Source organism: Pseudomonas sp. B424 (assembly GCF_055408345.1).
The window spans coordinates 25,683-48,801 of the sequence record NZ_JBUZTL010000017.1; the positions used below are offsets into that span (position 1 = coordinate 25,683).

The 23,119-nt window shown below is 57.4% G+C and carries 24 protein-coding genes and 5 tRNA genes; 12 read left to right on the forward strand and 17 right to left on the reverse strand.

Going from position 1 to position 23,119, the window contains the following annotated elements:
- Positions 1 to 5: 5 nt before the first annotated feature.
- Positions 6 to 81, reverse strand: a tRNA-Thr gene (locus ACZRMS_RS18230).
- Positions 82 to 330: 249 nt separating this feature from the next.
- Positions 331 to 732, reverse strand: coding sequence for a pilin (locus ACZRMS_RS18235; protein ID WP_048359255.1), 402 nt, complete (start codon positions 730 to 732; stop codon positions 331 to 333).
- Positions 733 to 944: 212 nt separating this feature from the next.
- On the opposite strand from ACZRMS_RS18235, the gene ACZRMS_RS18240 reads away from it, so the two are divergent.
- The 4 genes from ACZRMS_RS18240 to yacG are packed head-to-tail and all read left to right on the forward strand — an operon-like array spanning position 945 to position 3,850.
- The gene (locus tag ACZRMS_RS18240) at positions 945 to 2,162 is read left to right on the forward strand and encodes a type II secretion system F family protein (RefSeq protein WP_463996437.1); all 1,218 of its coding nucleotides are present in this window, start codon (positions 945 to 947) and stop codon (positions 2,160 to 2,162) included.
- Positions 2,163 to 2,164: 2 nt separating this feature from the next.
- Positions 2,165 to 3,025: a prepilin peptidase gene (locus ACZRMS_RS18245; RefSeq protein WP_463996438.1), complete on the forward strand. Its 861-nt coding sequence runs from the start codon at positions 2,165 to 2,167 to the stop codon at positions 3,023 to 3,025.
- 4 nt (positions 3,026 to 3,029) lie between these two features.
- Positions 3,030 to 3,650 (forward strand): dephospho-CoA kinase, encoded by a 621-nt coding sequence (coaE, locus tag ACZRMS_RS18250; RefSeq protein WP_463996439.1) that lies wholly within the window; start codon positions 3,030 to 3,032, stop codon positions 3,648 to 3,650.
- Positions 3,647 to 3,850: a DNA gyrase inhibitor YacG gene (gene yacG / locus ACZRMS_RS18255; RefSeq protein WP_048359259.1), complete on the forward strand. Its 204-nt coding sequence runs from the start codon at positions 3,647 to 3,649 to the stop codon at positions 3,848 to 3,850. The genes coaE and yacG overlap by 4 nt, the downstream gene beginning before the upstream one ends.
- 72 nt (positions 3,851 to 3,922) lie before the next feature.
- On the opposite strand, the gene ACZRMS_RS18260 is transcribed toward yacG, so the two are convergent.
- Entirely contained in the window at positions 3,923 to 4,612 is a 690-nt protein-coding gene (locus ACZRMS_RS18260) for an energy-coupling factor ABC transporter permease (RefSeq protein ID WP_463996440.1), read from the reverse strand.
- A gap of 130 nt (positions 4,613 to 4,742) precedes the next feature.
- Between ACZRMS_RS18260 and ACZRMS_RS18265 the strand changes: the two genes are divergently transcribed.
- From ACZRMS_RS18265 to ACZRMS_RS18275, 3 genes are all read left to right on the forward strand, one after another.
- Entirely contained in the window at positions 4,743 to 5,372 is a 630-nt protein-coding gene (locus tag ACZRMS_RS18265) for a DUF1780 domain-containing protein (RefSeq protein WP_463996441.1), read from the forward strand.
- A gap of 90 nt (positions 5,373 to 5,462) precedes the next feature.
- The gene (locus tag ACZRMS_RS18270; protein ID WP_463996442.1) at positions 5,463 to 5,636 is read left to right on the forward strand and encodes a DUF3094 family protein; all 174 of its coding nucleotides are present in this window, start codon (positions 5,463 to 5,465) and stop codon (positions 5,634 to 5,636) included.
- A 63-nt stretch (positions 5,637 to 5,699) separates the two neighbouring features.
- Entirely contained in the window at positions 5,700 to 7,001 is a 1,302-nt protein-coding gene (locus tag ACZRMS_RS18275; protein WP_463996443.1) for an NAD(P)/FAD-dependent oxidoreductase, read from the forward strand.
- Between the two features lie 122 nt (positions 7,002 to 7,123).
- On the opposite strand, the gene ACZRMS_RS18280 is transcribed toward ACZRMS_RS18275, so the two are convergent.
- Positions 7,124 to 8,521: a glutamate decarboxylase gene (locus ACZRMS_RS18280; protein ID WP_463996444.1), complete on the reverse strand. Its 1,398-nt coding sequence runs from the start codon at positions 8,519 to 8,521 to the stop codon at positions 7,124 to 7,126.
- Positions 8,522 to 8,692: 171 nt separating this feature from the next.
- On the opposite strand from ACZRMS_RS18280, the gene glsA reads away from it, so the two are divergent.
- Together glsA and ACZRMS_RS18290 are read left to right on the forward strand one after the other, a co-directional pair.
- Positions 8,693 to 9,637, forward strand: coding sequence for a glutaminase A (gene glsA / locus ACZRMS_RS18285; protein WP_463996445.1), 945 nt, complete (start codon positions 8,693 to 8,695; stop codon positions 9,635 to 9,637).
- 25 nt (positions 9,638 to 9,662) lie between these two features.
- On the forward strand, positions 9,663 to 11,237 hold the full coding sequence (locus tag ACZRMS_RS18290; RefSeq protein WP_463996446.1) for an amino acid permease: 1,575 nt from the start codon (positions 9,663 to 9,665) through the stop codon (positions 11,235 to 11,237).
- A gap of 210 nt (positions 11,238 to 11,447) precedes the next feature.
- On the opposite strand, the gene ACZRMS_RS18295 is transcribed toward ACZRMS_RS18290, so the two are convergent.
- The 7 genes from ACZRMS_RS18295 to rluD all read right to left on the reverse strand — a co-directional run bounded on the left by ACZRMS_RS18295 (position 11,448) and on the right by rluD (position 16,551).
- Positions 11,448 to 11,524 (reverse strand) — tRNA-Pro (locus ACZRMS_RS18295).
- Between the two features lie 95 nt (positions 11,525 to 11,619).
- Positions 11,620 to 11,695, reverse strand: a tRNA-Lys gene (locus ACZRMS_RS18300).
- Positions 11,696 to 11,700: 5 nt separating this feature from the next.
- Positions 11,701 to 11,777 (reverse strand) — tRNA-Pro (locus ACZRMS_RS18305).
- 9 nt (positions 11,778 to 11,786) lie between these two features.
- Positions 11,787 to 11,862, reverse strand: a tRNA-Asn gene (locus ACZRMS_RS18310).
- Positions 11,863 to 12,169: 307 nt separating this feature from the next.
- Positions 12,170 to 14,737: an ATP-dependent chaperone ClpB gene (clpB, locus tag ACZRMS_RS18315; protein WP_463996447.1), complete on the reverse strand. Its 2,568-nt coding sequence runs from the start codon at positions 14,735 to 14,737 to the stop codon at positions 12,170 to 12,172.
- Between the two features lie 120 nt (positions 14,738 to 14,857).
- On the reverse strand, positions 14,858 to 15,592 hold the full coding sequence (pgeF, locus tag ACZRMS_RS18320; RefSeq protein ID WP_463996448.1) for a peptidoglycan editing factor PgeF: 735 nt from the start codon (positions 15,590 to 15,592) through the stop codon (positions 14,858 to 14,860).
- Positions 15,589 to 16,551 (reverse strand): 23S rRNA pseudouridine(1911/1915/1917) synthase RluD, encoded by a 963-nt coding sequence (rluD, locus tag ACZRMS_RS18325; RefSeq protein ID WP_463996449.1) that lies wholly within the window; start codon positions 16,549 to 16,551, stop codon positions 15,589 to 15,591. The genes pgeF and rluD overlap by 4 nt, the downstream gene beginning before the upstream one ends.
- Positions 16,552 to 16,699: 148 nt before the next feature.
- On the opposite strand from rluD, the gene ACZRMS_RS18330 reads away from it, so the two are divergent.
- Both ACZRMS_RS18330 and ACZRMS_RS18335 read left to right on the forward strand, forming a co-directional pair.
- A complete protein-coding gene (locus ACZRMS_RS18330; RefSeq protein WP_463996450.1) occupies positions 16,700 to 17,713 on the forward strand; it encodes an outer membrane protein assembly factor BamD in 1,014 nt (337 codons plus the stop codon).
- A 118-nt stretch (positions 17,714 to 17,831) separates the two neighbouring features.
- The gene (locus ACZRMS_RS18335; RefSeq protein WP_463996451.1) at positions 17,832 to 18,062 is read left to right on the forward strand and encodes a PP0621 family protein; all 231 of its coding nucleotides are present in this window, start codon (positions 17,832 to 17,834) and stop codon (positions 18,060 to 18,062) included.
- Between the two features lie 63 nt (positions 18,063 to 18,125).
- On the opposite strand, the gene thiO is transcribed toward ACZRMS_RS18335, so the two are convergent.
- Genes thiO through pilV form a run of 5 tightly spaced genes read right to left on the reverse strand, consistent with a single transcriptional unit; the run spans position 18,126 to position 21,353 of the window.
- A complete protein-coding gene (gene thiO, locus ACZRMS_RS18340) occupies positions 18,126 to 19,226 on the reverse strand; it encodes a glycine oxidase ThiO (protein WP_463996452.1) in 1,101 nt (366 codons plus the stop codon).
- A gap of 33 nt (positions 19,227 to 19,259) precedes the next feature.
- Entirely contained in the window at positions 19,260 to 19,661 is a 402-nt protein-coding gene (locus ACZRMS_RS18345; RefSeq protein WP_463996453.1) for a type IV pilin protein, read from the reverse strand.
- Positions 19,662 to 19,671: 10 nt separating this feature from the next.
- On the reverse strand, positions 19,672 to 20,202 hold the full coding sequence (locus tag ACZRMS_RS18350) for a pilus assembly PilX family protein (RefSeq protein WP_463996454.1): 531 nt from the start codon (positions 20,200 to 20,202) through the stop codon (positions 19,672 to 19,674).
- Between the two features lie 6 nt (positions 20,203 to 20,208).
- Positions 20,209 to 20,898, reverse strand: a complete 690-nt coding sequence (locus ACZRMS_RS18355; protein WP_463996455.1) for a PilW family protein — start codon at positions 20,896 to 20,898, stop codon at positions 20,209 to 20,211.
- On the reverse strand, positions 20,895 to 21,353 hold the full coding sequence (pilV, locus tag ACZRMS_RS18360) for a type IV pilus modification protein PilV (RefSeq protein ID WP_463996456.1): 459 nt from the start codon (positions 21,351 to 21,353) through the stop codon (positions 20,895 to 20,897). Before pilV ends, ACZRMS_RS18355 begins: the two co-directional genes overlap by 4 nt.
- A gap of 242 nt (positions 21,354 to 21,595) precedes the next feature.
- On the opposite strand from pilV, the gene ACZRMS_RS18365 reads away from it, so the two are divergent.
- Positions 21,596 to 22,117 carry a GspH/FimT family pseudopilin gene (locus tag ACZRMS_RS18365; protein ID WP_463996457.1) on the forward strand — a complete coding sequence of 174 codons (522 nt, stop codon included), beginning with the start codon at positions 21,596 to 21,598 and terminating at the stop codon, positions 22,115 to 22,117.
- Here ACZRMS_RS18365 and ispH read toward each other — a convergent pair.
- Positions 22,114 to 23,061 (reverse strand): 4-hydroxy-3-methylbut-2-enyl diphosphate reductase, encoded by a 948-nt coding sequence (gene ispH / locus ACZRMS_RS18370; protein WP_463996458.1) that lies wholly within the window; start codon positions 23,059 to 23,061, stop codon positions 22,114 to 22,116. The two genes, ACZRMS_RS18365 and ispH, sit on opposite strands and share 4 nt — an antisense overlap.
- Positions 23,062 to 23,119: the final 58 nt, after the last annotated feature.

A 23,119-nucleotide genomic window follows, 5' to 3' on the forward strand; every position in this document is an offset into this window, starting at 1 on the left:
TCAAGTGGTGCCGGAGACAGGAATCGAACCTGCGACCTTCGCGTTACGAGTGCGCTGCTCTACCGACTGAGCTACACCGGCGGTTCCCGTAAAACTAGCACCGCAGGGTAAACCCGGCAATCGGCGCAATGCTGTTCACTTAAGAGCAACGCTACACAAATGTGGGAGCGGCGGTGCGACGATTCGACTTGCTCGCGATGGTCTGCAGAGCGCCGCATTTACTCAGTAAATACGCGTCATCATTAACGACCATCGCGAGCAGTCCAGCATCGACCGGCACTCCCGCAGAAGCAGAAATAGCTAAAGTGAACAGCATTGGGCAATCGGTGGTTATTTACAGGCACCACTGGCCAGGCATGTGCCGTTTTGGGTCCAGGTCAGCGTACTGCCATTCAACGTCGGCACCAGCACGCTGACCCAGCCGCCAGCGGCCTGAGTGCCTGCCATGGTGATCACGCCATCGATCACCGTCATGCCTGCCGCCAGGTTGTCAGTCGGCTCCGCCGGAGCCGGAATGCCGTGGGTGCCCGCATCGCAGACCGTCAGGTCGTTGCTCTCGCTCAAGCACAGGGCCACAGCGGTCTTGTAGGTGTTGGCGATCGTGTTCACTTCGGCAAAACGGGTCTTCATGACGTGGTCGTTGTAAGCCGGAAATGCAAATGATGCGATCAGGCCAATGATTGCCACCACAATCATCAGTTCGATCAGGGTGAAGCCTTTTTGTTGTTTCACGTGAAGCCTCCGAATAAAGGGCACGACGGGGTGCCATAGCAGTGCTGTGCGGCCAAAAAAGTGCGCACAGGCTATCAAGGTTAGTGGGCGGATGCTCCACAACTGCATCGCTGACACCTTTGGACATGCTCGGGCGGGCGAGTCGAGGCTCAAGGCATCTAGTCTTTGATACTCACACACAGCCGAGCGCGAAGCGCGCCAGGGATGGACCCATGGCAACACAGGCCGTTAAAACCAGCCTTTATCGGTGGGAAGGCACTGACCTCAAAGGGGCTAAAATTTGCGGTCAGGCCACGGCAGGCAGCCAGGCAATGGTCCGGGTTCAGCTGCGCCGCCAAGGTATTACCGCTGGTAAAATCCGGCGCCATGCAAACGGGCCGTCGCCTGCCGGAAAATCCATCAACACCCTGCAAATCACCCTGTTTACCCGCCAGCTGGCCACCCTGATCACCGCCGGCGTCCCGCTGCTGCAAGCCCTGCAAGTGATTGCCAACGGCCTGGAGCATCCTGCAACTCACCAACTGGTAACCGGGCTGCAGCAGGACATCCGCGCCGGTAGCAGCCTGGCGGCTGCACTGCGTAAAAAACCTGCACATTTTGATCCGCTGTTTTGCAGCCTTGTGGAAGCAGGCGAGCAGGCAGGGGCACTGGATGTGTTGCTGCAACGGGTGGCGACCTACAAAGAAAAAACCCGGGCCCTGAAAAAGAAGATCAAAAAAGCCATGACCTATCCCATCGCCGTACTACTGGTGGCATTGGTGGTGTGCACGATTTTACTGGTTGAAGTGGTGCCGCAGTTTCAGGGTATTTTCCGCTCATTCGACGCACAGCTTCCTGCGTTCACTTTGTGGGTAATCCGCCTGTCAGAGGTACTTCAAGCTTACGGATTGTGGGGGCTGGCGATCTTTTGCTGCACCCTTGCCTGCCTGCACCATCGTTACAAGTACTCTGCCCCGCTGCGCCAACGGGTTGATCGTTGGTTATTGAAACTGCCCGTAATGGGTAGTCTGCTGCACTTGTCCGCCATGGCCCGCTTTGCCCGCACGCTGTCGACCACGATCGCTGCCGGTGTTCCGCTGCTTGAAGCCCTGACTTCGGTGGCCAGCGCCACGGGCAATAGCCTGTACAAAGACGCGGTGCTGCGACTCAAGCAACAGGTGGCAACCGGCAGCCAGATCCATGTGGCCATGGGTAATGTCGGCGTGTTTCCGGGCATGGCCATTCAGATGACCGCCATTGGCGAGGAATCCGGCACATTGGACGATATGCTTGACCACGTTGCCACCTATTATGAAAGCGAGGTCGACACTCTGGTCGATAACCTGACAACGTTGATGGAGCCGGTCATCATGGCGGTACTCGGGATCATGGTTGGCGGGCTGGTCATCTCCATGTACTTACCGATTTTCAACCTGGGCCGAGTGATCTGAGCATGATTGAGCTGTTTAACCATCACCCTGACGCTTTTATCGCCTGCGCCCTGATACTCGGCTTGCTGGTGGGCAGTTTTATCAATGTGATTGCGTGGCGTTTGCCCAAAATGCTCGAACAGGACTGGCAGGCGCAGGCCCGCGAGCTGCTGGATCTGCCCGCCCCTGTCAAAGGCCCTGTGTATAACTTGATGCTGCCTCGCTCCCACTGCCCCAAGTGCCAGCATTCTCTTCGGCCCTGGGAAAACATCCCGTTACTGAGCTACCTGCTATTACGTGGCAAGTGCTCGCACTGCAAAAGCGCTATCGGCCTGCGCTACCCGCTCACCGAACTGGCCTGCGGGCTCTTGTCGGCTTTTGTCGCCTGGCATCTGGGGTTTGGCACGCAAGCGGGCTGGATGCTTGTGCTGACCTGGGGGTTGCTGGCTATTTGCTTGATCGATGCCGAACATCAAATCGTGCCCGACATGCTGGTCTTCCCCCTGCTCTGGCTGGGGTTGCTGCTGAACAGTTTCGATGTCTTCACCACCCTGCCCCAGGCGGTGTGGGGCGCGGCGCTGGGCTATGCCAGCCTGTGGTCGGTGTTCTGGATATTCAAACTGATCACCGGCAAGGACGGCATGGGCCATGGTGATTTCAAGTTACTGGCCGTGCTCGGCGCATGGGGCGGGGTGGCGATTTTACCGTTGACCATTGTGCTCTCCTCGCTGCTGGGCGCGATTGTGGGCTTGAGCCTTTTGGGTTTGCGCCGCGCCCAGACGTCCACCCCGATCCCCTTTGCGCCGTATCTGGCAATTGCCGGCTGGATTGCATTGCTCTGGGGTGGTCAAATAACCGGCTTCTATTGGCAGATTTCGGTTTGACGTGATGACTGCACCTTCCAAACCCTGGATTCTCGGGCTGACCGGCGGTATCGGCAGCGGTAAAAGTGCCGCAGCCGAACACTTTTGCACGCTCGGCGTGCACGTGGTGGACGCCGATCATGCGGCCCGCTGGGTCGTCGAACCGGGGCGCCCGGCGCTGGCAAAAATTGCCGAGCACTTTGGCAACGATGTGCTGCACGCCGATGGCCAGCTCAATCGCGGCGCTTTGCGCAACCTGATCTTTACCGACCCCGAGCAACGCCTCTGGCTTGAAGCCCTGCTGCACCCGCTGATTCGTGATGAGATCGCAAGCAACCTGGCGCAGGCACAATCGCCCTACGCCATTTTGGTCTCACCGCTGCTGATCGAGTCCGGGCAGTACGCGACAACCCAGCGCGTGCTGGTGATCGATGCCCCGCAAACCCTGCAAATACAGCGCACGCTGGCGCGCGACAACACCAGCGAGCAGCAAGTACAGGCCATTCTCAAGGCACAGGCCAGCCGCGAAGAACGCCTTCGCCACGCTGACGACGTGCTGCTCAATGACAACGATTTGAAAGCGCTGCAGACTGAAGTCGAGCGCCTGCATCACTTCTATTTAACTTTGCGTGGAGGCCAACCATGACCAAACCTATGACCGTAGACTGCCCGACCTGTGGCACAGCCGTGCAGTGGGATACCAGCAACGCTTTCCGGCCTTTTTGCTCTGACCGCTGCAAATTGATCGATCTGGGTGCCTGGGCTTCGGAAGAGCACAAGATCCCGGTCAGCCCGGATGCTGAAGACGATTTGTTCTCCGAGGATTTGCCCGAGCGTTTCCACTGATTGCATGGGAGCTGGCTTGCCGGCGATACGCGCGATGCGGTATCGCACAAGCCAGCTCCCACAAAATCACCGTTATTTGGAGGGCCCGTCATCCTGCCACGGTGCAGCCAGGTAACGCGTGCGGTTGAAGGTTTCCAGCCATTCAGGGCAAAACACCACCAGTGCCGTGACCAGCATCCCGTTGATAAACGCCTCAGGAAAGATGATCAGCCACAGGTAGCCAACAAAGTCTTCCAGCCACTCCGGCATCACGAACAACCCGTCCAGCCACAACACGCCCAGTACCGCCAGCACACACAGCAGCGCGGCCAGGGCTGCCGCAAAGAAGCCCGAGCAAAAGATATACACAAAGGGATTACGCGGCCGGGCCCGCTCGACCATGCGCGCACAGCACTCGGTGACAGCGACCGGCAACACAATCAGCAACACGCCATTGACGCCCATCGCAGCAAGATCCTGACGCCCCAGCAGCACCAGCCCGACCTGAGCAGCAAGCGCACCGACAATCGCCAGCGGCCAATCGAGCAGCAAGGTGACTACGGTCAGGCCGATAAAGTGATAAGACACGCCGCTGTCAAAGTCGCGCCGCACCAACCACAGCAAAAATAACGAGAACACCGTACCGAACAGCAAGTGCTGGCGCCGTGTGTCGGCAAACAGCTCAACCCAGGGCGCTCGCCAGATCGCCCACAGCACAACCGGGGCATAGAGCAGCCAGCCAATTGCCTGCGTTTGTGTGGATAACACCTCGGCCCCGATCATCTGCGCACCTGCAATCCAGCCTTGTTAAAGCACACTGCTCAACCCTCCTTGTTTGATGCCAATGCTGCTGATGCGCCTGAGTCTACACCCGGACTTTCAGTAACACCTGTTTCAGAGCTAAGCTGCCCTCATGGACGACTCAGATTATTTACGCCTGCTCACCATTCAGGCCGAACAGGCCAATGCCTTTTTATCCAATGCCCGCAAATGGGAGCGTGAGCGTTGGGTCTGCCAGCGCCTGCTGCAAGGCTTGAACATCCCGTATCACAGCGAAGACTTCACCCAGGCGGAGCAAGAGCCGCCGGATGTGTTGTTCGGCGACGCGCGCTTTGAGGTGTTCTTTGTGCTCGATGAAGGCCGTCGCCTGAACGATGAATGGCGCGAAGAGCTGCAGCGCCGTCGCAGCGCCTACTCCCTGAGCCAGCTGGTACGCCGTGAAGCACGGCCCAAGCGGATTCCGGCGAGCAAGCTGTTGCAGCGTTTAGGCCCCACCCTGCACAAAAAAGCCAACAACTACAAAGAACGCGATATCGACTTGGGGCAACTGGACATCATTGCGTTTTCCAGCCTCAAGCGCGAAGTGCTGGACCTCAACAGCCACTTCCCGCCGCCTACCGAATACCTGCGCCAGGGCTGGCGCTCGCTGTCGCTGGTAGGGCCGACGTTTGCCCGTGTGCTGTTTGCACAACCGGATGCACCGGACTTCCTGCGCAATAACCTGGGGCGCAGCATTATTTTCGACGTGGGGATCAGCCTGTAAGTTCGTGTTCAGACCCGGCACGCTATGCTTGTTTGCATCGCGCTGTAGCTTTTACACATCCTGCTACGTCTATTTGACGAGGCCAAAAATATGTCCAGTCGCCTGAACCCAGATGATCTGAAGCATGTCGAAGAGTACCTGCAACTGCCACAAAACCAGGTTGAGCGCCGGCCTTTCAGGCCCTGGCTGCTCCTTGGAGTGGTGGTGATCGCGGTGATTGCCATGGGCCTGTTGAGCCGCCTCCTGAGTTACCTGGTGCTATGAGCTGCGTTGCGCTCGCCCGGGTCACTGAGCACAGAATTCTTTTAAGCCTTGCGAGTGATACCCATGACCCATCGTATTGTTATCGTCGGCGGCGGCGCCGGCGGCCTGGAGTTGGCGACCCGCCTGGGCAAGACTCTGGGCAAGCGCGGCAAAGCCAGCATCACGCTGGTGGATGCCAACCTGACCCACATCTGGAAACCGCTGCTGCATGAAGTCGCTGCCGGTTCGCTGAACTCATCGGAAGACGAACTTAACTACGTCGCCCAGGCCAAATGGAATCACTTTCAATTCCAGCTTGGCCGGATGAGCGGGTTGGATCGTGAGCTGAAAAATATCTCATTGTCGGCGACTCTCGATGAAAATGGCCAGGAACTGGTACCTGCCCGCGAGCTGCCTTACGACACCCTGGTGATTGCCGTGGGCAGTACCACCAACGACTTCGGCACCCTGGGCGCGGCCGAACATTGCCTGTTCCTCGATACCCGCAAACAGGCCGAGCGATTCCATCAGCAACTGCTCAACCACTACCTTCGCGCGCACGCAGGGCAAAGTGATACGGTCGAGCAGATCAGCGTCGCCATTGTCGGCGCGGGTGCCACCGGGGTAGAGCTGGCCGCCGAACTGCACAACGCGGCACACGAACTGGCAGCTTACGGCCTGGACCGTATCAAGCCTGAAAACATGCATATCACCCTCATCGAGGCCGGCCCACGGGTGTTGCCCGCACTGCCGGACCGTATTGGCGGGCCTGTGCACAAAACCCTGGAAAAACTCGGGGTGAGAGTGCTCACCAACTCCGCAGTCAGTGAAGTCACGGCTGACAGCTTGATCACCAAAGATGGTCAGGTGATTCCTGCCAGCCTGAAAGTGTGGGCTGCGGGGATTCGTGCACCGGGCTTTCTTAAGGAAATCGCCGGCCTGGAAACCAATCGCATCAACCAGCTAGTGGTGCGCCCTACCCTGCAAACTACCCGGGACGACAATATTTTCGCCTTTGGTGACTGCGCGGCCTGCCCGCAGCCGGGCACAGACAAGATGGTGCCTCCTCGCGCCCAAGCGGCTCACCAGCAAGCATCGCTGCTGGCCAAGTCGCTGAAACTGCGAATTGAAGGCAAATCACAACTGCCAGACTACAAATACCGCGATTATGGCTCGCTGATTTCCCTGTCGAGCTTTTCGGCTGTGGGTAACTTGATGGGCAGCCTGATGGGCTCGGTAATGCTGGAAGGCTGGTTGGCACGGATGTTTTACATCTCGCTGTACCGCATGCACCAAATGGCGTTGTACGGCACCTTCCGCACCTTGATGCTGATGCTGGGCAGCAGAATCGGACGCGGCACCGAGCCGCGCCTGAAACTGCACTAAAGAGCACTTTTCATCCTGTGGGAGCGGGCTTGCTCGCGATGGCATCACTGCGATTTGCCTGACAGATCGCGCCGTTTGCATCGCGAGCAAGCCAGCTCCCACAAAGGAAGTTTGCCCCCCTGTCAACGCCCCGCGTGATTCCCAGCCTCGGCTTCACGGCCTTTAAAGCCGTGGGGCTGGTGCTCTGCAAAGAATTGAATATCCCGCGCAAAGTCCGCCAGCAGCAATTTGGCCATGTCGATCGACATGCCCTGCTTCACCAGAATCCGCTGCACCACCACATTTTCAACGTTGGCCGGCAAGCTGTAAGCCGGCACCAACCAACCGCGTATGCGCAGGCGGTCTGCCAGGTCATACAGTGAGTAACCGGTATTCGCCCCTGGCTTCAAACGCCAGGTCAACGCCGGAATCCCCAATTGCGGATCACCGTTGTAGAGCATCTCAAACGGCCCGATCTTGACCAGTTCCCGTGCCAAAAACTGCGCTGTTTCGTAGCACGCCGAATGAATACGCTCATACCCCTCACGCCCAAGGCGCAAGAAATTGTAGTACTGCGCAATGATCTGCCCGGCCGGGCGCGAAAAATTGAGGGCAAAGGTCGGCATATCACCGCCCAGGTAGTTCACGTGGAAGATCAGCCCTTCAGGCAGCTCCATCACATCACGCCATACCACCCAGCCCGCCCCCAGAGGCGCCAGCCCGAACTTGTGCCCGGAAGTGCTGATGGACTTGACCCGTGCTACCCGGAAATCCCAAAGAACATCGGGCGCACAAAACGGAGCCAGCATCGCGCCACTGGCGCCGTCGACGTGAATATCAACACTCAGACCGGTGCTTTTTTCCAGATCGTCCAGCGCATCGGACAATGGCTTAACGGTTTCATACAGACCGGTAAACGTCTGGCCAAAGGTCGGCACCACCACGATGGTGTTTTCATCTACCCGCTCAAGCATGTCCTCAGGCGTCATGAACCAATGACCTTCGGACATCGGCACTTCACGGATTTCTATGTCCCAGTAACGGGCAAATTTGTGCCAGCAAACCTGTACAGGCCCGCACACCATGTTCGGCGTAGATGCCGGCTTGCCTGCGGCCTTGCGCACCGCCCGCCAGCGCCACAACGCCGCCAGGCCACTGAGCATGCAGGCTTCGCTGGAGCCCACAGTCGAAGTACCGATGGTGCTGGCCGACGACGGCGAATGCCATAGGTCTGCCAGCATGTGGATACAGCGATTCTCCAGTTCGGCTGATTGCGGATATTCGTCCTTGTCGATCATGTTCTTGTCGATCGACAGGTCCATCAGCTTGTGAACCTCATCTTCTTCCCATGTTTGGCAGAAGGTGGCGAGGTTCTGGCGGGCGTTACCATCCAGGTACAACTCATCGTGTACCAGTTGGTAAACCTCTCGCGCCGATTGCTCGGCTTCGGGGAATTTTTTGGTCGCCGCGGCGTGTGCCAGAGCAGAAGAACCAAATACGGGATCGACTTCCGTGCTGCGCTTAATGCGGTGCAGTGCCATGTGAATTCTCCTTGAGTAATGGACAACAACCGAGCTTGGCGTTCTCCCATTGGCTCAGCTTCGACCCAGCCAGCATAGACAAGCATTTCGAGTCTGCCGTCCGATTTCCGACCACCGTAAATTTTTCGATCTATAGTCTCGATTCCTGAAAGCACTCACGGAGCGAGCACGATGAAGCAAAGACCCACGACCGTCGACAGCACGGTAAAACAGGCGCTGGAGGAAGCCCTGCAACGGTTTTCCAGCAATCATCACGGCAAAAATGCCAGCTACATCCCTTACCTGGCCTCGGTACCATCCCACCTGTTCGGCATCAGCATCATGTTTTGTGATGGCACCCATGCCGAGGTCGGTGACACCGATTACGCCTTCGCCATCGAGTCGATTTCCAAGGTATTCACCCTCGCCCACGTGCTGGATGAGCTTGGGCCAAAGGCCTTGCGCAGCAAGATCGGCTGCGACCCGACGGGCGAGCCATTCAACTCGGTGGTTGCCCTGGAACTGCACAAGGGCCGACCGCTCAACCCCTTTGTAAATGCCGGCGCCATGGCCACTGTCAGCCTGATTGAAGCCCAAACGGCACAAGCCCGCTGGGAGCAGATCCAGGCCACTTACAACGCTTTTGCCGGACGCCAATTGAGCGTTAACGAAGAGGTGTACAAATCCGAAGCCTCCAGCAATCAACACAACCGCGGGATTGCCTGGTTGCTGCAGAGTTACGGTTATATGTACGCCGATCCCATGGAAGTGTGCGCCGTGTATACCCGCCAATGTTCGGTCTCGATTACCTGCCATGACCTGGTGACCATGGGCGCTACGCTGGCCAACGGCGGCGTCAATCCGGTCACCGGCAAGCAAGTCGTGGCGGCCAAAAACGTGGCGCCAATCCTCAGCGAGATGACCATGAATGGTCTGTATGACACCACTGGCGACTGGTATTACAAGGTCGGCCTGCCGGGTAAAAGCGGGGTCGGAGGCGGGATTCTGGCCGTGGTGCCCGGCGTGTGCGCCATCGCGGCTTTTGCTCCGCCGCTGGATGTGGCTGGGAACAGCGTTCGCGGTCAGCTGGCCGCCGAACACCTCAGCAGCACGCTCAACCTGAGCCTGCTGCACTAATCACGAGAAATGAAAGGAGGTGTTTATGGCTAACGCCAGCAAAGCTAAAACTTACATGTCGTGGCTCACTATCTGTTTCATGATGGTTGCAGCCGTTGCCAGCATCCGTTCACTGCCGAGCATGGCCGTGTATGGCCTGGGCTCGATATTTCTCTATGTCATTCCGGCGCTGCTGTTTTTCATCCCCGTGTCACTGGTCGCTTCTGAACTGGGAACAGGCTGGAATGGCGGGATTTATGGCTGGGTGAGGCAAGCCTACGGCGACAGGCCCGGCTTTTTCATCATGTGGTTCATGTGGATTCAGGTGGTGGTCTGGTACCCCATCGTGCTCGGCTTTGCCGCCAGTACCATGGCCTATCTGATCAACCCGGAACTGGCCAAGAGCGGGGTATTCACCGCAGCGGTGATCATCGTACTGTATTGGCTATCAACCTTTGTGGCGCTCAATGGGCTGAACACGCTGTCGAAACTGACGTCATGGTTCATGCTGCTGGGCACTGCATTGCCCGCTGCGTTGCTGGTACTGCTTGGTGTGGCCTGGCTGGTGCTGGGGCACAAATCGGCTGCACCACTGACCTGGGATGCTTTGATTCCGGCCATTTTCGATACCCATTCCACGGTCAGAACCGGCTCACACAACCTGCATCCGGATTTATGGCGGGAATTTACGGGCGCCATCACCGGCCTGGTACTGATTGTGAGTAACTTTCTGGCATTTGCCGGTATCGAAATGAACGCCATTCACGCTCGCGAGTTGAGTAACCCGCAAAAGGAAATGCCGCGGGCGATCCTGCTGGCCTTCTTCATGATTCTGCTGGTGTTTATCCCACCGACCGTGGCGATTTCGCTGGTAGTCCCTGCTGACTCCACCAGCCTGACCGCCGGTGTTATTCAGGCTTATGCCGCCTTCTTCGCAGGCTTCAATATGCCGTGGGCAACGCCCATCATGGCGATTTTGCTGATCATCGGCGCATTGGGCGGGGTACTGGCCTGGACTGCGGGCCCATCCACAGGCCTGCTGTTTGTCGGCAAGGCCGGGATGCTTCCACCCGTGATGCAAAAAGTGAACAGTAAGGGCGTGCAAAAAAACATTTTGTATTTACAGGCGGTGATCGTGACGCTGCTGTCGACTATCTACATCTTTATCGACAACGTGTCGGATGCGTTCTGGATGATCAGTGCCATGGCCGCACTGATGTACCTGATCATTTACGTCTTTATGTTTATGTCCGCCATGAAACTGCGCAGGACACAGCCCAACGTCAAACGCGGCTATGTACTCAAAGGGCTGCACGGCTGGTGCTACCTGGGACTGTTTTCGACCTGCGTGGCGCTGATTTTCGGCTTTATCCCGCCAAATAATTTCAGCAGCATGCCGTTTTTCGAGTATGCGGGGGTTTTATTGCTGGGGCTGGTGGTAGCAGGCGCGCCACCGTTTATCTTCTACGCGCTGCGCAAGCCGTCGTGGCAGATGGTGCCCAAGGCGCAGGCCGATCAATATTCCGCAGCATTGCAGGATCTGCAAAATGCGGACGACAAGGCCGCAAGGGAAAGTTCAAGTCCGGTTATGACCCCACCAGCAACCCCAAGCGTAAGCTGAGGCTCATAGTAGTTGCGGCTGCGAGTCATCAATGCGGTTCGTCGGATGAACCGCGTTATGCACATCGCAGCCTGTGTACCTTGGCAGCGACTACAGGCCTGGTTTTCTGCAGGCATAAAAAAAGCGTCCCTAAGGACGCTTTTTTTATGGCATCTGATGCGATTGGCATCAGTACCTTATTTTCTACACCCATTACTGCCGGGCAGAAAATGGTCGGGGTAAGGGGATTCGAACTCCTGACATCCTGCTCCCAAAGCAGGCGCGCTACCGGACTGCGCTATACCCCGGTAAAAAAAAGGCACCTTCTAGAGGCGCCTTCTGCGATCAGTGCTTTTGGCCTCTGATCTTAAGATCTAGCTCCAGGGTTAACTGGAACCAAAAATGGTGGGTCGTGTGGGATTCGAACCTACGACCAATTGGTTAAAAGCCAACTGCTCTACCAACTGAGCTAACGACCCAAAAATGGTCGGGGTAAGGGGATTCGAACTCCTGACATCCTGCTCCCAAAGCAGGCGCGCTACCGGACTGCGCTATACCCCGGCTTGAAAATGGCTCCACGACCTGGACTCGAACCAGGGACCCAATGATTAACAGTCATTTGCTCTACCAACTGAGCTATCGCGGAACTACATATTTCAATCTACAACGGTGCTTCTTTACTACCTTGCAACACTCTTCGAGTTCTTCGCATCGCTGCGTTGGCGTCTCTGAGGTCGGCTATTCTACAAGCTTTAAAACCCTTGTCAACCCTTATTTTTCGTTAGAAGACAATTACTTAGCTCTTCTAGCGGGCTTCTCGGTTTGGGCCAAGTTGCCGTTGCGGGTGACTTACTGCGGGGCGCATCTTACAAGCGTTTTCCTTACAGATCAACACCCTAAGTAAAAAAAGGCCTCGCAAAGCGAGGCCTTCCTTAAAACACCGGTTTTGAGCCTTATACGAAGACGATTTCGTCGTCTTTCACACTGGCCACAACCGTGGTGCCTGGCAAGAACTGACCGGACAGAATCAGTTGAGCCAACGGGTTTTCGATCCAGCGCTGAATCGCACGTTTCAGAGGGCGTGCGCCATACACAGGGTCGTAACCCACCGCAATCAACTTATCCAAAGCCTCCTGGTTCAACTCAAGGCTAAGGTCGCGCTCAGCCAGACGACTACGCAGACGACCCAACTGGATATCAGCGATACCGGCAATCTGATCGCGGGCCAGAGGCTCGAAGATCACTACTTCGTCGATCCGGTTCACAAACTCCGGACGGAAGTGCGTACTCACTGCATCCATCACCGCAGCACGCTGTGCCTCACGATCACCCACCAGCTCCTGGATCTGTGCAGAGCCCAGGTTGGAAGTCATCACGATCACCGTGTTGCGGAAGTCCACCGTGCGGCCATGGCTGTCAGTCAGTCGACCGTCTTCAAGCACTTGCAGCAACACGTTGAATACATCCGGGTGAGCCTTCTCGACTTCGTCCAGCAAGATCACCGAGTAAGGCTTGCGCCGTACTGCTTCGGTCAGGTAACCACCTTCTTCGTAGCCTACATAGCCTGGTGGAGCACCAATGAGTCGAGCGACGGAATGTTTCTCCATGAACTCGGACATATCGATACGCACCATCGCCTCTTCAGTATCAAAGAGGAACTCGGCCAGCGCCTTGCACAACTCGGTTTTACCCACACCGGTCGGGCCCAGGAACATGAACGAGCCGCTTGGACGGTTAGGGTCACTCAAGCCGGCACGCGAACGGCGTACGGCATTGGACACGGCCACAACCGCCTCGTCTTGGCCGATCACGCGCTCATGCAGCAAGCTCTCCATCTTCATCAGCTTGTCGCGCTCGCCTTCAAGCATCTTGGAGACCGGAATACCGGTCCACTTCGACACCACTTCAGCGATTTCTTCTTCGGTCACTTTGCTGCGCAACAACTGATTCTCAGTTTTGTTGCTGTGCTCATCGACCATTTGCAGGCTGCGCTCCAGGTCGGGAATGATCCCGTACTGCAACTCGGCCATGCGGTTGAGGTTGCCGCTGCGACGCGCTACTTCAAGCTCCTGGCGGGCCTGCTCGATCTTTTGCTGGATCTGGGCAGAGCCCTGTACTTCGGCTTTTTCCGAGGTCCAGATTTCTTCCAGGTCAGAATACTCGCGCTCATGGCGCTGAATTTCTTCCTGCAGTTTCTCGAGCCGTTTTTTCGCCGCCTCGTCTTCTTCTTTCTTCAGCGCCTGAGCTTCAACTTTCAGTTGAATCAAACGACGCTCAAGGCGGTCCAGCACCTCAGGCTTGGAGTCAATCTCCATGCGGATACGGCTTGCCGCTTCGTCCATCAGGTCAATCGCCTTGTCAGGCAACTGCCGATCAGTGATGTAACGATGGCTGAGTTTGACCGCAGCGATAATTGCACCGTCGGTGATCGCCACCTTGTGGTGAACCTCATAGCGCTCTTTCAAGCCACGCAGAATCGCGATGGTGTCTTCTTCGCTCGGCTCATCCACCAGTACTTTCTGGAAGCGCCGTTCAAGGGCTGCATCCTTCTCGATGTACTGGCGATACTCGTTAAGCGTGGTCGCACCTACGCAGTGCAACTCACCACGGGCCAGCGCAGGCTTGAGCATATTGCCCGCATCCATTGCGCCCTCGCCCTTGCCAGCACCGACCATCACGTGCAGTTCGTCGATAAACAGGATGATTTGACCTTCCTGCTTCGACAGCTCGTTCAGCAGTGCTTTAAGGCGCTCTTCAAACTCACCACGGAACTTGGCACCGGCAATCAACGCACCTATATCCAGCGACAGCAGGCGTTTGCCTTTGAGGCCATCAGGCACTTCACCATTGATGATCCGTTGCGCCAAGCCTTCGGCAATCGCGGTTTTACCCACACCAGGCTCACCGATCAGTACCGGGTTGTTTTTGGTACGGCGCTGCAAGACCTGAATGGTGCGCCGAATTTCATCGTCACGACCAATGACCGGATCGAGTTTGCCTTCTTCGGCACGCTTGGTCAGGTCGATGGTGTATTTATCCAGCGCCTGACGCGACTCTTCGACGTTAGGGTCGTTGACCGCTTCGCCACCGCGCAAGTTGTTGATCGCGTTTTCCAGAGCCTTTTTGGTTACGCCCTGGCCCAGCAACAATTTGCCCAGCTTGCTGTTTTCGTCCATCGCAGCCAGCAATACCAACTCGCTGGTGATGTACTGATCGCCTTTTTGCTGCGCCAGACGGTCTGCCTGGTTAAGCAGGCGTGCCAAATCCTGCGACATATTCACGTCGCCAGTAGGATTCTGGATTTTTGGCAGCTGATCGAGCTCTTTGGTCAGCTCTTTGCGCAGGCTGTTTACATCAAAACCGACTTGCATCAGCAGCGGCTTGATCGAACCGCCCTGCTGTTCCAGCAATGCCTGCATCAAGTGCGCTGGTTCAATGGCCGGATGATCAAGGCCTACAGCCAAAGACTGAGCATCGGACAACGCCAACTGCAACTTGCTGGTTAATCTATCTATACGCATTCGTCACCTTCCTTATGAGCAGGCCGGAGGGATGGAAACTCCTGAATGAAGAAACCTGCCAGATACCATAGTAGATGCGGGCGATTACGGGAGTTTCAAGCGTTTGGAAAATGACGCAGATCAGCTGGACGGTCTTTCGATCCAAACCAGTGATGCAAAACGGCCAGTACGAGGACTGCGCCGGTAGGAGAAAAAGCGAGGGTCGGTCACGGTGCAAAAACCGCCACCGTATACCGCAGTGATGCCAAAGCGAGCCAAACGCAGGCGCGCCAGCTCATAGATGTCCGCCATGTAGCGCCCGGCATTGACGCCGGGCACAAAGGCGTCAGCCGCTTCGGGCATGTCTGTGACAAAGACTTCCCGAACCTCGGCACCCACTTCAAATGCCTTGGGGCCAATCGCCGGCCCCAGCCACACCAGGATATCCCGGGGCTCAACATTGAGGCTTTGGGCTGCAGCCTCAAGCACCCCGGCGGCCAGCCCGCGCCAGCCGGCATGGGCTGCCGCGACACGGGTCCCGGCACGATCGCAGAACAATGCCGGCAAGCAGTCCGCCGTCATCGCCGTGCAGGCGACCCCGGGGGTTGCCGTCCAGCTGGCATCGGCTTCAACAATCAGTTCGGGATTGGCAGGTACGACCACAACCCCGTGAACCTGGCTAAGCCAAGCGGGCTGTACGTCAAAAATATGGGTGAGGCGCTGGCGGTTATGCGCAACGGCCACAGGGTCGTCGCCAACATGGTCGCCCAGGTTGAAGCTGTCGAACGGCGCCAGGCTGACGCCGCCCGCACGGGTGGTCACACAGGCCCTGATGCCAGCCGGCGCAGGCCAGTCAGGAATCAGGAAAGTGTTCACCCGATGAATGCCTCACGGTCTTGCTTGAGCAACGTCAACAACCAGACAAAGTCGTCCGGCAGTGGCGATTCCCAGCTCATGCGCTTACCGGTCGTCGGATGATCCAGCTCGAGGAAGCGAGCATGGAGCGCCTGACGCGGAAAGTTTTTCAGCGATTCGACCATCGTCACGCTGGCAGACGGCGGAATGCGGAAGCGACCGCCGTAGGCTGGGTCTCCGACCAACGGGAAGTTGATGTGGGACATATGCACACGAATCTGGTGAGTACGACCGGTTTCCAGCTTGACCCGCACATGGGTGTGGGAACGGAAACGCTCAAGCACACGGTAATGACTCACCGCCTGCTTGCCACCTTCCATTACCGCCATACGCTGGCGTTGCTGGCCGTGACGGCCGATGGGCGCGTCGATCTTGCCCCCGGCGGTGACGACACCGATAACAATGCATTCATAGATCCGGCTGACACTGCGGCTCTGCAACTGTGTAACAAGTTGCGTCTGCGCCTGAATGGTCTTGGCGACCACCATCAGACCGGTGGTGTCTTTGTCCAGGCGATGCACGATCCCCGCACGCGGCACATTGATAATGTCCGGTACGTGATGCAGCAAGGCATTGAGCAAAGTGCCACTGGCATGCCCTGCAGCCGGGTGCACCACCAGGCCCGCAGGCTTGTTGATGACCAGGATGTCATCGTCTTCATAGACGATATCCAGGGGGATGTCTTCAGCGATCCACTCACCCTGTGCTTCCTGCTCTGCAGTCAGCTCCAGGATGCAACCGCCGTGCACGATGTCACGGGGGCGTATGACGGCTCCGTCCACAGTAAGACGGCCGTCTTTGATCCAGGCGGAAAGGCGCGAGCGCGAGTGCTCAGCGAATAATTGTGCGGCGACTTGATCGAGGCGTTGGCCACCCAGTTCGGACGGCACCTCTTCGCGAAGTTGAATTTTCTCGGACATGCTCATCAGGACCGCGCCAAGCCTTTGGTTTCGGCTGCGCGCTTGTGGTTAAATACGGCGTCTTTTGCCCCGAGGCTTTTCACGGGGCGCTCATCATAACAGGACGGACCCGCCCAAGACAGCGGCCGTCATAGGGACGCAAGCCGCCATGCAAGTGAGACACCTGCTGCTGATCGCCATCCTCGCACTGACTGCCGCTTGCTCGTCGACAAAAGAAGTAGTTGACGAAAACCTCAGCGAAGTCGAGCTGTACCAGCAGGCACAGGCCGACCTGGACAACCACAGCTATACCAGTGCTACCGCCAAACTCAAGGCACTTGAGTCACGCTACCCGTTCGGTCGCTATGCCGACCAGGCCCAGCTTGAACTGATTTACGCCTACTACAAAAACTCCGAACCGGAAGCTGCCAAGTCCGCTGCCGAGCGGTTTATCCGCCTGCATCCACAGCACCCCAACGTCGATTACGCCTATTACCTCAAAGGTCTGACCTCGTTCGACCAGGACGTGGGCCTGCTGGCGCGCTTCCTGCCGCTGGACATGACCAAGCGCGACCCAGGCGCTGCACGCGACTCTTACAACGAGTTCGCCCAGCTCACCAGCCGCTACCCCAACAGCCGTTACGCACCTGATGCCAAGCAGCGCATGATCTACCTGCGCAACCTGCTGGCTGCGTATGAAATCCACGTAGCTGATTACTACCTGACACGTCAGGCCTATGTAGCTGCTGCCAACCGTGGTCGCTATGTAGTCGAAAACTTCCAGGAAACCCCTTCGGTCGGTGACGGCCTGGCGGTAATGGTTGAGTCGTATCAGCGCATGCACCTAGACCAGCTGGCCAGTACCAGCCTCGAAGTGCTCAAAGCCAACTACCCGGACCACCCGAGCCTGGTTGACGGTCAGTTCGTGCCTCAGGTTTCCGAGTCGGACAACCGTTCATGGCTGAGCAAGGCCACTTTGGGCCTTATCGAGTCCACTACGCCGCTGCCACCGGGCGAAACCCGCGCCAACATGGACATCCAGAAGCAGTATCAGGATGCCAAGGACGCGATTCCGGCCGAGTTGAAGCCAAAAGATGCCGATGGCAACATCATCGAAGCACCTGAAGCTCAAACCCCAAGCCGCTCGTGGTTCAGCTACATGACACTTGGCCTGTTCGACTGATCGTTCAGCCCATCAAAAAAAGAGCCCTCGGGCTCTTTTTTTTGATCTCGATTTGGTGCTGTGCGCCTGCCAAGTCCTTGGCTAAACTGGCGTATCTTTTCTTGAATAGCGGATAACCATGCTTCGTTTACTGATCTGGGCTGCTCTGATTGCTGCAGGCGTGTGGTTCTGGCGCAAATACAAGGCCAGCACACTGGCGACCAAAAAGCCGGTTGATCCCGGCGCTCAGCCCATGGTGCGTTGCGCCCACTGCGGCGTGCACCTGCCCCGCGATCGTGCACTGAGCCAGCAACAAGAGTGGTATTGCACCCAGAACCATCTGGAGCAAGGGCCAAAGCCGCGAGGCTAGACCTGCACAACCCCTGTAGCCGCTGCGTTGGCAGCAGCTACAGGGGTTCTTGCCTGCCTATGTTCAGATACGCCCCTCTGGCGCATAAGGTGCGGGGTCAATTATTGGTTCACGGCCCAACAGCAAGTCAGCGAACAACTGGCAGGAAGCCGGTGCCAGGACCAGCCCGTTTCGATAATGCCCGCAGTTGAGCCATAACCCTTCAAAACCCGACACCCGCCCGATATAGGGAATGCCTTCAGGCGAACCCGGGCGCAAGCCAGCCCAATGCCCGACCACTTGAGCATCGGCCAATGCCGGAATTAACTCGACGGCCGAAGCTTTCAGGCTCTCAAGGGCCGTTTGGGTCGGGGCTTTATCAAAACCTTCGTGCTCCAGCGTGCTCCCGATCAAGATATGACCGTCACGACGCGGGATGGCATAACGCCCTTTTGCCAGCACCATGCACGACAAAAAGTCGGAATCGCACTTGTACAAGATCATTTGCCCTTTAACCGGCTCCACCGGGAGTACAAGGCCGAGCCCGCTGAGCAACTCACCGCTCCAGGCCCCGGCCGACAAGACCACCTCATCGCCAAGAATCTCGCCCCGAGCCGTATTTACACCTGATACTTTTTCGCCTTCGCGGATAAACCCCAGCACTTCGCATTGCTCATGAATCGTGACATTAGGCATTGCTTGCAGCGCAGCCTTGAGCGATTTCACCAGTCGCGGATTTCGCACATTAGCCACATCGGCCATATAGATAGCGCGGGAGTAACCCTCACCCAGTACTGGTACTGCATCGGTAACCGCAGAAATATCGACCGCAGCCAGCGGCCGACGCTCACGCTGGGCCCACTCCAGAGCCTGGGTTTCATCGTCCAGATCCAGCCAGTACAAACCGGTAGTGTGAACTTCCGGGTCAACACCCGTGGAGGCAAACAAACGCTCGGCCAGCTGTGGGTAAAAATCCTGGGACCAGTGCGCCAACGCCGTCACCGCACAGTTGTAGCGCCACGGGTAGAGCGGCGAAACAATCCCGCCACCAGCCCATGAAGACTCCTGCCCTACCCCGCCACGATCCAGCAGGATCACCTGCTCTACATCAGCAGCCAGATTAAACGCAGTCAGCAGACCGATAACCCCGCCCCCGACAATCACCACACGTTGCTGCCTTGCCATCTATTGATCCAGCCCGTCATTCAAAATAAAGCGTTAGCGCCCCCAACACTGCTGCACTGTCATGCCAGGGGCGGCCTGGGTAATCGCAGCCAGCCCCGTGTGGGCCAGCGTAAAGCTGCCACAAGGGTCTCCCGCCATTGCCGAGCCCTCTTTGGGCGTCGCCATTAGCAAGAAGGTGTGGTCTGCAAGATCGGACGTAATGTCGTAATACTGATTACCTGAACTGAGGTTTTGCCCACCGTTATATACCGCGTTTCTTGCATAAAACCGCTCAAGACTTTGGGCCTGTTCCGACAGCTGGACGATGATTTGAGCGCGATAAGCCCGCTTCACATAATCGCTGTACTGCGGATAAACGAATGCGCCAAGGATACCGATGATCAGCACCACGATCATCAGTTCGATCAGGGTAAAACCTGCTCCATATTTATACATTGCGTATTTCCTATTGCAGTTGCCGCCACATAATCCTGCGGAAGCGCTGTGGCATGCGCCCTTCATCGCCGTCATCCCCGTCCTGATAACGTGCATAAATGCTTTCCAGCACGGTGCGCGACTGCCCGCGAAAACCAATGCCTGTCACTCGGTACAAATGGCTAATCGCCGTAACTGGCAGATGGGCCGACCCGGTACTGGGGCCAAGGCTCTGAACGCCAAACAGCCCATCCGGAATCCGTATCCAGCGCACCCCGGACTCCGGCTCAATTGCAGGCCCGGCCAGAACCGTCACTGGCGGGCTACAGCCGGCTGGCGAAGCGCAACCCACCATGGTGCGCCATTCGGCTTGAAGCCAGGACTCACCACTGCGCAGCGCAGATTCTGCAGCCTGGAATGAGTGATTGGCGTGTTGGGCGCTGCCGGCCATTTTTGCCTGCTGAGTCGCGCTGACTATTGATGCCAGGCCGACCAGGCTCAGCAGCAGCATAAAAACCAGGCTGACCAGTAACGCCATGCCGCTCTGAGAATTCAATGGCACAGCCCCTTAAGCCAGTCGATTACGCAGAGCAACAACCAGGTGATAGGCCTGATCCCTGACCCGCGCACCGGGATCTCGCAGCGTCAAGGCGATGCGTACGCTGCGGATACTGGCAACAACAGCCGGGCGAGCTTCATAGCGCAGCACCGACTGCGCACTCGCCGAAGCGGCCACGCCAAAACTCACGTCAAACGCAGCTACATTGTCGAGCAATACGGCTTTTTGGTGCCCGACCTTCAATTGCCCATTTTCAAAACTGTAAAACACCTCCCGCACTGGTAAAGCGGTTTCGCCGGGAGCCACAGACAGCCGCGCACCCGGATACGCTTTTGCAAAAGTGGTGCAGTCAGTCACGACCGTCCAGTCCGGCCTGCCCCCTTGAGGCCCCACATCCGCACTGATCATTCGCAACGAGCCCGCAGCCCCTTGCCAGGACACAGGTGTTTGAAACGCTGCGGGCGCATCAAGAATGCGATCACTCGAAAGGCAACCAAACATGCCCGCCATGCGAATTTCCTGGGCCAGTTTACTCAGGACATAACGCGCATCCTCCTGTAGCAACGCCGATGCGCGTTGACTCAGGTAAGTCTCACGGGTGCTTAAAAACACCTGGGTCAGCCCCAACACCACCAGCAACCCCAGCGCCAGCGCCACCATCAGTTCAATAAGCCCGAAACCTGAACTTGGGCTTCTCACGATGCATTAACCCCTGCATCACCGGCTATGTGACTACTCAGGGTAAATGCGCCCGAGTTGCCTTCATACTTGCCAGCGCGAGCGTCATTCCATTGCAGCGTGATATTTGCCTGCTGGCCAATGACAGCAATTTCTCCGCGGACGTTCTCCCCGCCTAAATCACGAATGTTGCGCTTGAACTCACTCAGGTCATGGCCGGCAACCCCCGCGGCCGTTGGGCTAACCTGCTCCATGGCCGAAATCCGGTAGTCACCGTTTGAGTTGGCGCGCATTCGATCCAGCATGGCGTAGGCAATAAAGCTGGCCTGGGTGCTCATCAACGCACTGCCGGTGTACTTCAGGGCATTGAGCTGTATGCCGGCAGCACCCAGCAGGCTGATCACCAGGATCAACAGCGCAATCAGAACTTCGATCAGGGTCATGCCGGCTTGCCGGCTTCTATAGAGTTGAGCCATCTGCGTCTTCCATGTCTGAGGAGTCAGCGACACGTCCTGTATCGCCCAGCCAAAAGCCTAGCGTCAGCCGTGGTTCTTACTGGTAGGAAGCAGCCAAACAGAATGAGCAGTTTTCTCGTCTCATTTCGTGGGCCATAGCCCGGCAAAAAACCTGAAAACATGATGAAACCATTACCCGGAATAGACAGTTTCCGAGTCAGCTATAACGAGAAAACACACCAAAAACCTCCAGGAAAATCATCGTGTATCAACGCGGCATGAGCCTGATCCAGTTGCTGCTGACGTTAGTGATCGTGGCGATCACAGCCCAAATTGCAAGCCCGGCCTATAACGCGCTCATTGAACAGCAACGCCGGCAGGTCATTGCCGAGCAACTGGCCAGCAGCCTGCGCAATGCCCGCGCCGAGGCACTGCTGCGCCATCAGTATGTAGTGGTTCATGCAAGGGAGGAGGACTGGAGTCGGGGCTGGAGGACTATTCTGGACTTGAATGGCAGGGGGCACCTCGACAAGAGCAACCCGGTGCTGATCGAAAGACAGGCCAGCGCACGCATACCCATTGCGGGCAATGCACCGGTTAAACACTATGTGCGATTTAGCCCGCTGGGCGAGCCACTGTTGAGCGGGGGGGCATTTCAGGCCGGGACGCTGCATGTTTGCCAGGCCAGGACCGGGCAGAGCCACTATCAGGTAGTGCTCGCAAAGAGCGGACGTATCAGCCTGCGCAGCGATCAAGCTGCACAGGCCTTGTGCGCGGCAACCTAAGTGATGGCGCGTACACGCAATTCTTTGGGCATGGAGAACGTAACGTTCTCTTCGCGGCCCGCCAGCTCGTCAGCACCGGTTGCACCCCAGGCATGCAGCTGTTGAATCACGCCACGGACCAGTACTTCTGGGGCCGAAGCGCCCGCTGTGATACCAATGCTCTGCACGCCGTCGAACCAGTTTTTTTGCAAGTCTTCGGCACCGTCGATCAGGTAGGCCGGGGTCTGCATGCGCTCCGCCAGCTCGCGCAAGCGATTGGAGTTGGAGCTGTTCGGGCTGCCCACCACCAATACCACATCGCACTCATCGGCCAGCTGCTTGACCGCGTCCTGACGGTTTTGCGTTGCGTAGCAGATGTCGTCCTTGCGTGGCCCGCCAATAGCCGGGAAACGCGTACGCAGGGCGTCGATCACACGACTGGTATCGTCCATCGACAAGGTGGTCTGGGTCACAAACGCCAGCTTTTCCGGGTCCTTGACCTGCAGATTGGCGACGTCCTTTTCATCTTCGACCAGATAAATAGCGCCGCCATTGCTGGCGTCGTACTGGCCCATGGTGCCTTCTACTTCAGGGTGACCGGCGTGGCCGATCAGGATGCACTCACGACCGTCACGGCTGTAACGCGCCACTTCGATATGCACCTTGGTTACCAATGGGCAGGTCGCATCAAACACTTTAAGGCCACGGCCTGCAGCTTCAGTGCGTACAGCCTGGGAAACACCGTGGGCGCTGAAAATTACGATTACGTCGTCCGGCACCTGATCCAGCTCTTCGACAAAGATCGCGCCACGGGAGCGCAGGTCTTCAACGACAAATTTGTTGTGCACCACTTCGTGGCGAACATAGATAGGCGGACCGAATACTTCCAGAGCGCGATTAACGATTTCAATCGCGCGGTCCACCCCAGCGCAGAAGCCACGGGGGTTGGCGAGTTTAATATGCATGCTGGGCCTCGTGGGACGCGCAAAAAAATAATGCCTGTCAGGCCCGGCCGGAGCCGGG

Bases quoted from the DNA above. Each gene is read 5' to 3' on its own strand.
- ACZRMS_RS18240 (WP_463996437.1), top strand. From the start codon at position 945: ATGGCAACACAGGCCGTTAAAACCAGCCTTTATCGGTGGGAAGGCACT.
- ACZRMS_RS18245 (WP_463996438.1), top strand. From the start codon at position 2,165: ATGATTGAGCTGTTTAACCATCACCCTGACGCTTTTATCGCCTGCGCC.
- coaE (WP_463996439.1), top strand. From the start codon at position 3,030: ATGACTGCACCTTCCAAACCCTGGATTCTCGGGCTGACCGGCGGTATC.
- yacG (WP_048359259.1), top strand. From the start codon at position 3,647: ATGACCAAACCTATGACCGTAGACTGCCCGACCTGTGGCACAGCCGTG.
- ACZRMS_RS18260 (WP_463996440.1), bottom strand. From the start codon at position 4,612: ATGATCGGGGCCGAGGTGTTATCCACACAAACGCAGGCAATTGGCTGG.
- ACZRMS_RS18265 (WP_463996441.1), top strand. From the start codon at position 4,743: ATGGACGACTCAGATTATTTACGCCTGCTCACCATTCAGGCCGAACAG.
- ACZRMS_RS18270 (WP_463996442.1), top strand. From the start codon at position 5,463: ATGTCCAGTCGCCTGAACCCAGATGATCTGAAGCATGTCGAAGAGTAC.
- ACZRMS_RS18275 (WP_463996443.1), top strand. From the start codon at position 5,700: ATGACCCATCGTATTGTTATCGTCGGCGGCGGCGCCGGCGGCCTGGAG.
- ACZRMS_RS18280 (WP_463996444.1), bottom strand. From the start codon at position 8,521: ATGGCACTGCACCGCATTAAGCGCAGCACGGAAGTCGATCCCGTATTT.
- glsA (WP_463996445.1), top strand. From the start codon at position 8,693: ATGAAGCAAAGACCCACGACCGTCGACAGCACGGTAAAACAGGCGCTG.
- ACZRMS_RS18290 (WP_463996446.1), top strand. From the start codon at position 9,663: ATGGCTAACGCCAGCAAAGCTAAAACTTACATGTCGTGGCTCACTATC.
- clpB (WP_463996447.1), bottom strand. From the start codon at position 14,737: ATGCGTATAGATAGATTAACCAGCAAGTTGCAGTTGGCGTTGTCCGAT.
- rluD (WP_463996449.1), bottom strand. From the start codon at position 16,551: ATGTCCGAGAAAATTCAACTTCGCGAAGAGGTGCCGTCCGAACTGGGT.
- ACZRMS_RS18330 (WP_463996450.1), top strand. From the start codon at position 16,700: ATGCAAGTGAGACACCTGCTGCTGATCGCCATCCTCGCACTGACTGCC.
- ACZRMS_RS18335 (WP_463996451.1), top strand. From the start codon at position 17,832: ATGCTTCGTTTACTGATCTGGGCTGCTCTGATTGCTGCAGGCGTGTGG.
- thiO (WP_463996452.1), bottom strand. From the start codon at position 19,226: ATGGCAAGGCAGCAACGTGTGGTGATTGTCGGGGGCGGGGTTATCGGT.
- ACZRMS_RS18345 (WP_463996453.1), bottom strand. From the start codon at position 19,661: ATGTATAAATATGGAGCAGGTTTTACCCTGATCGAACTGATGATCGTG.
- pilV (WP_463996456.1), bottom strand. From the start codon at position 21,353: ATGGCTCAACTCTATAGAAGCCGGCAAGCCGGCATGACCCTGATCGAA.
- ispH (WP_463996458.1), bottom strand. From the start codon at position 23,061: ATGCATATTAAACTCGCCAACCCCCGTGGCTTCTGCGCTGGGGTGGAC.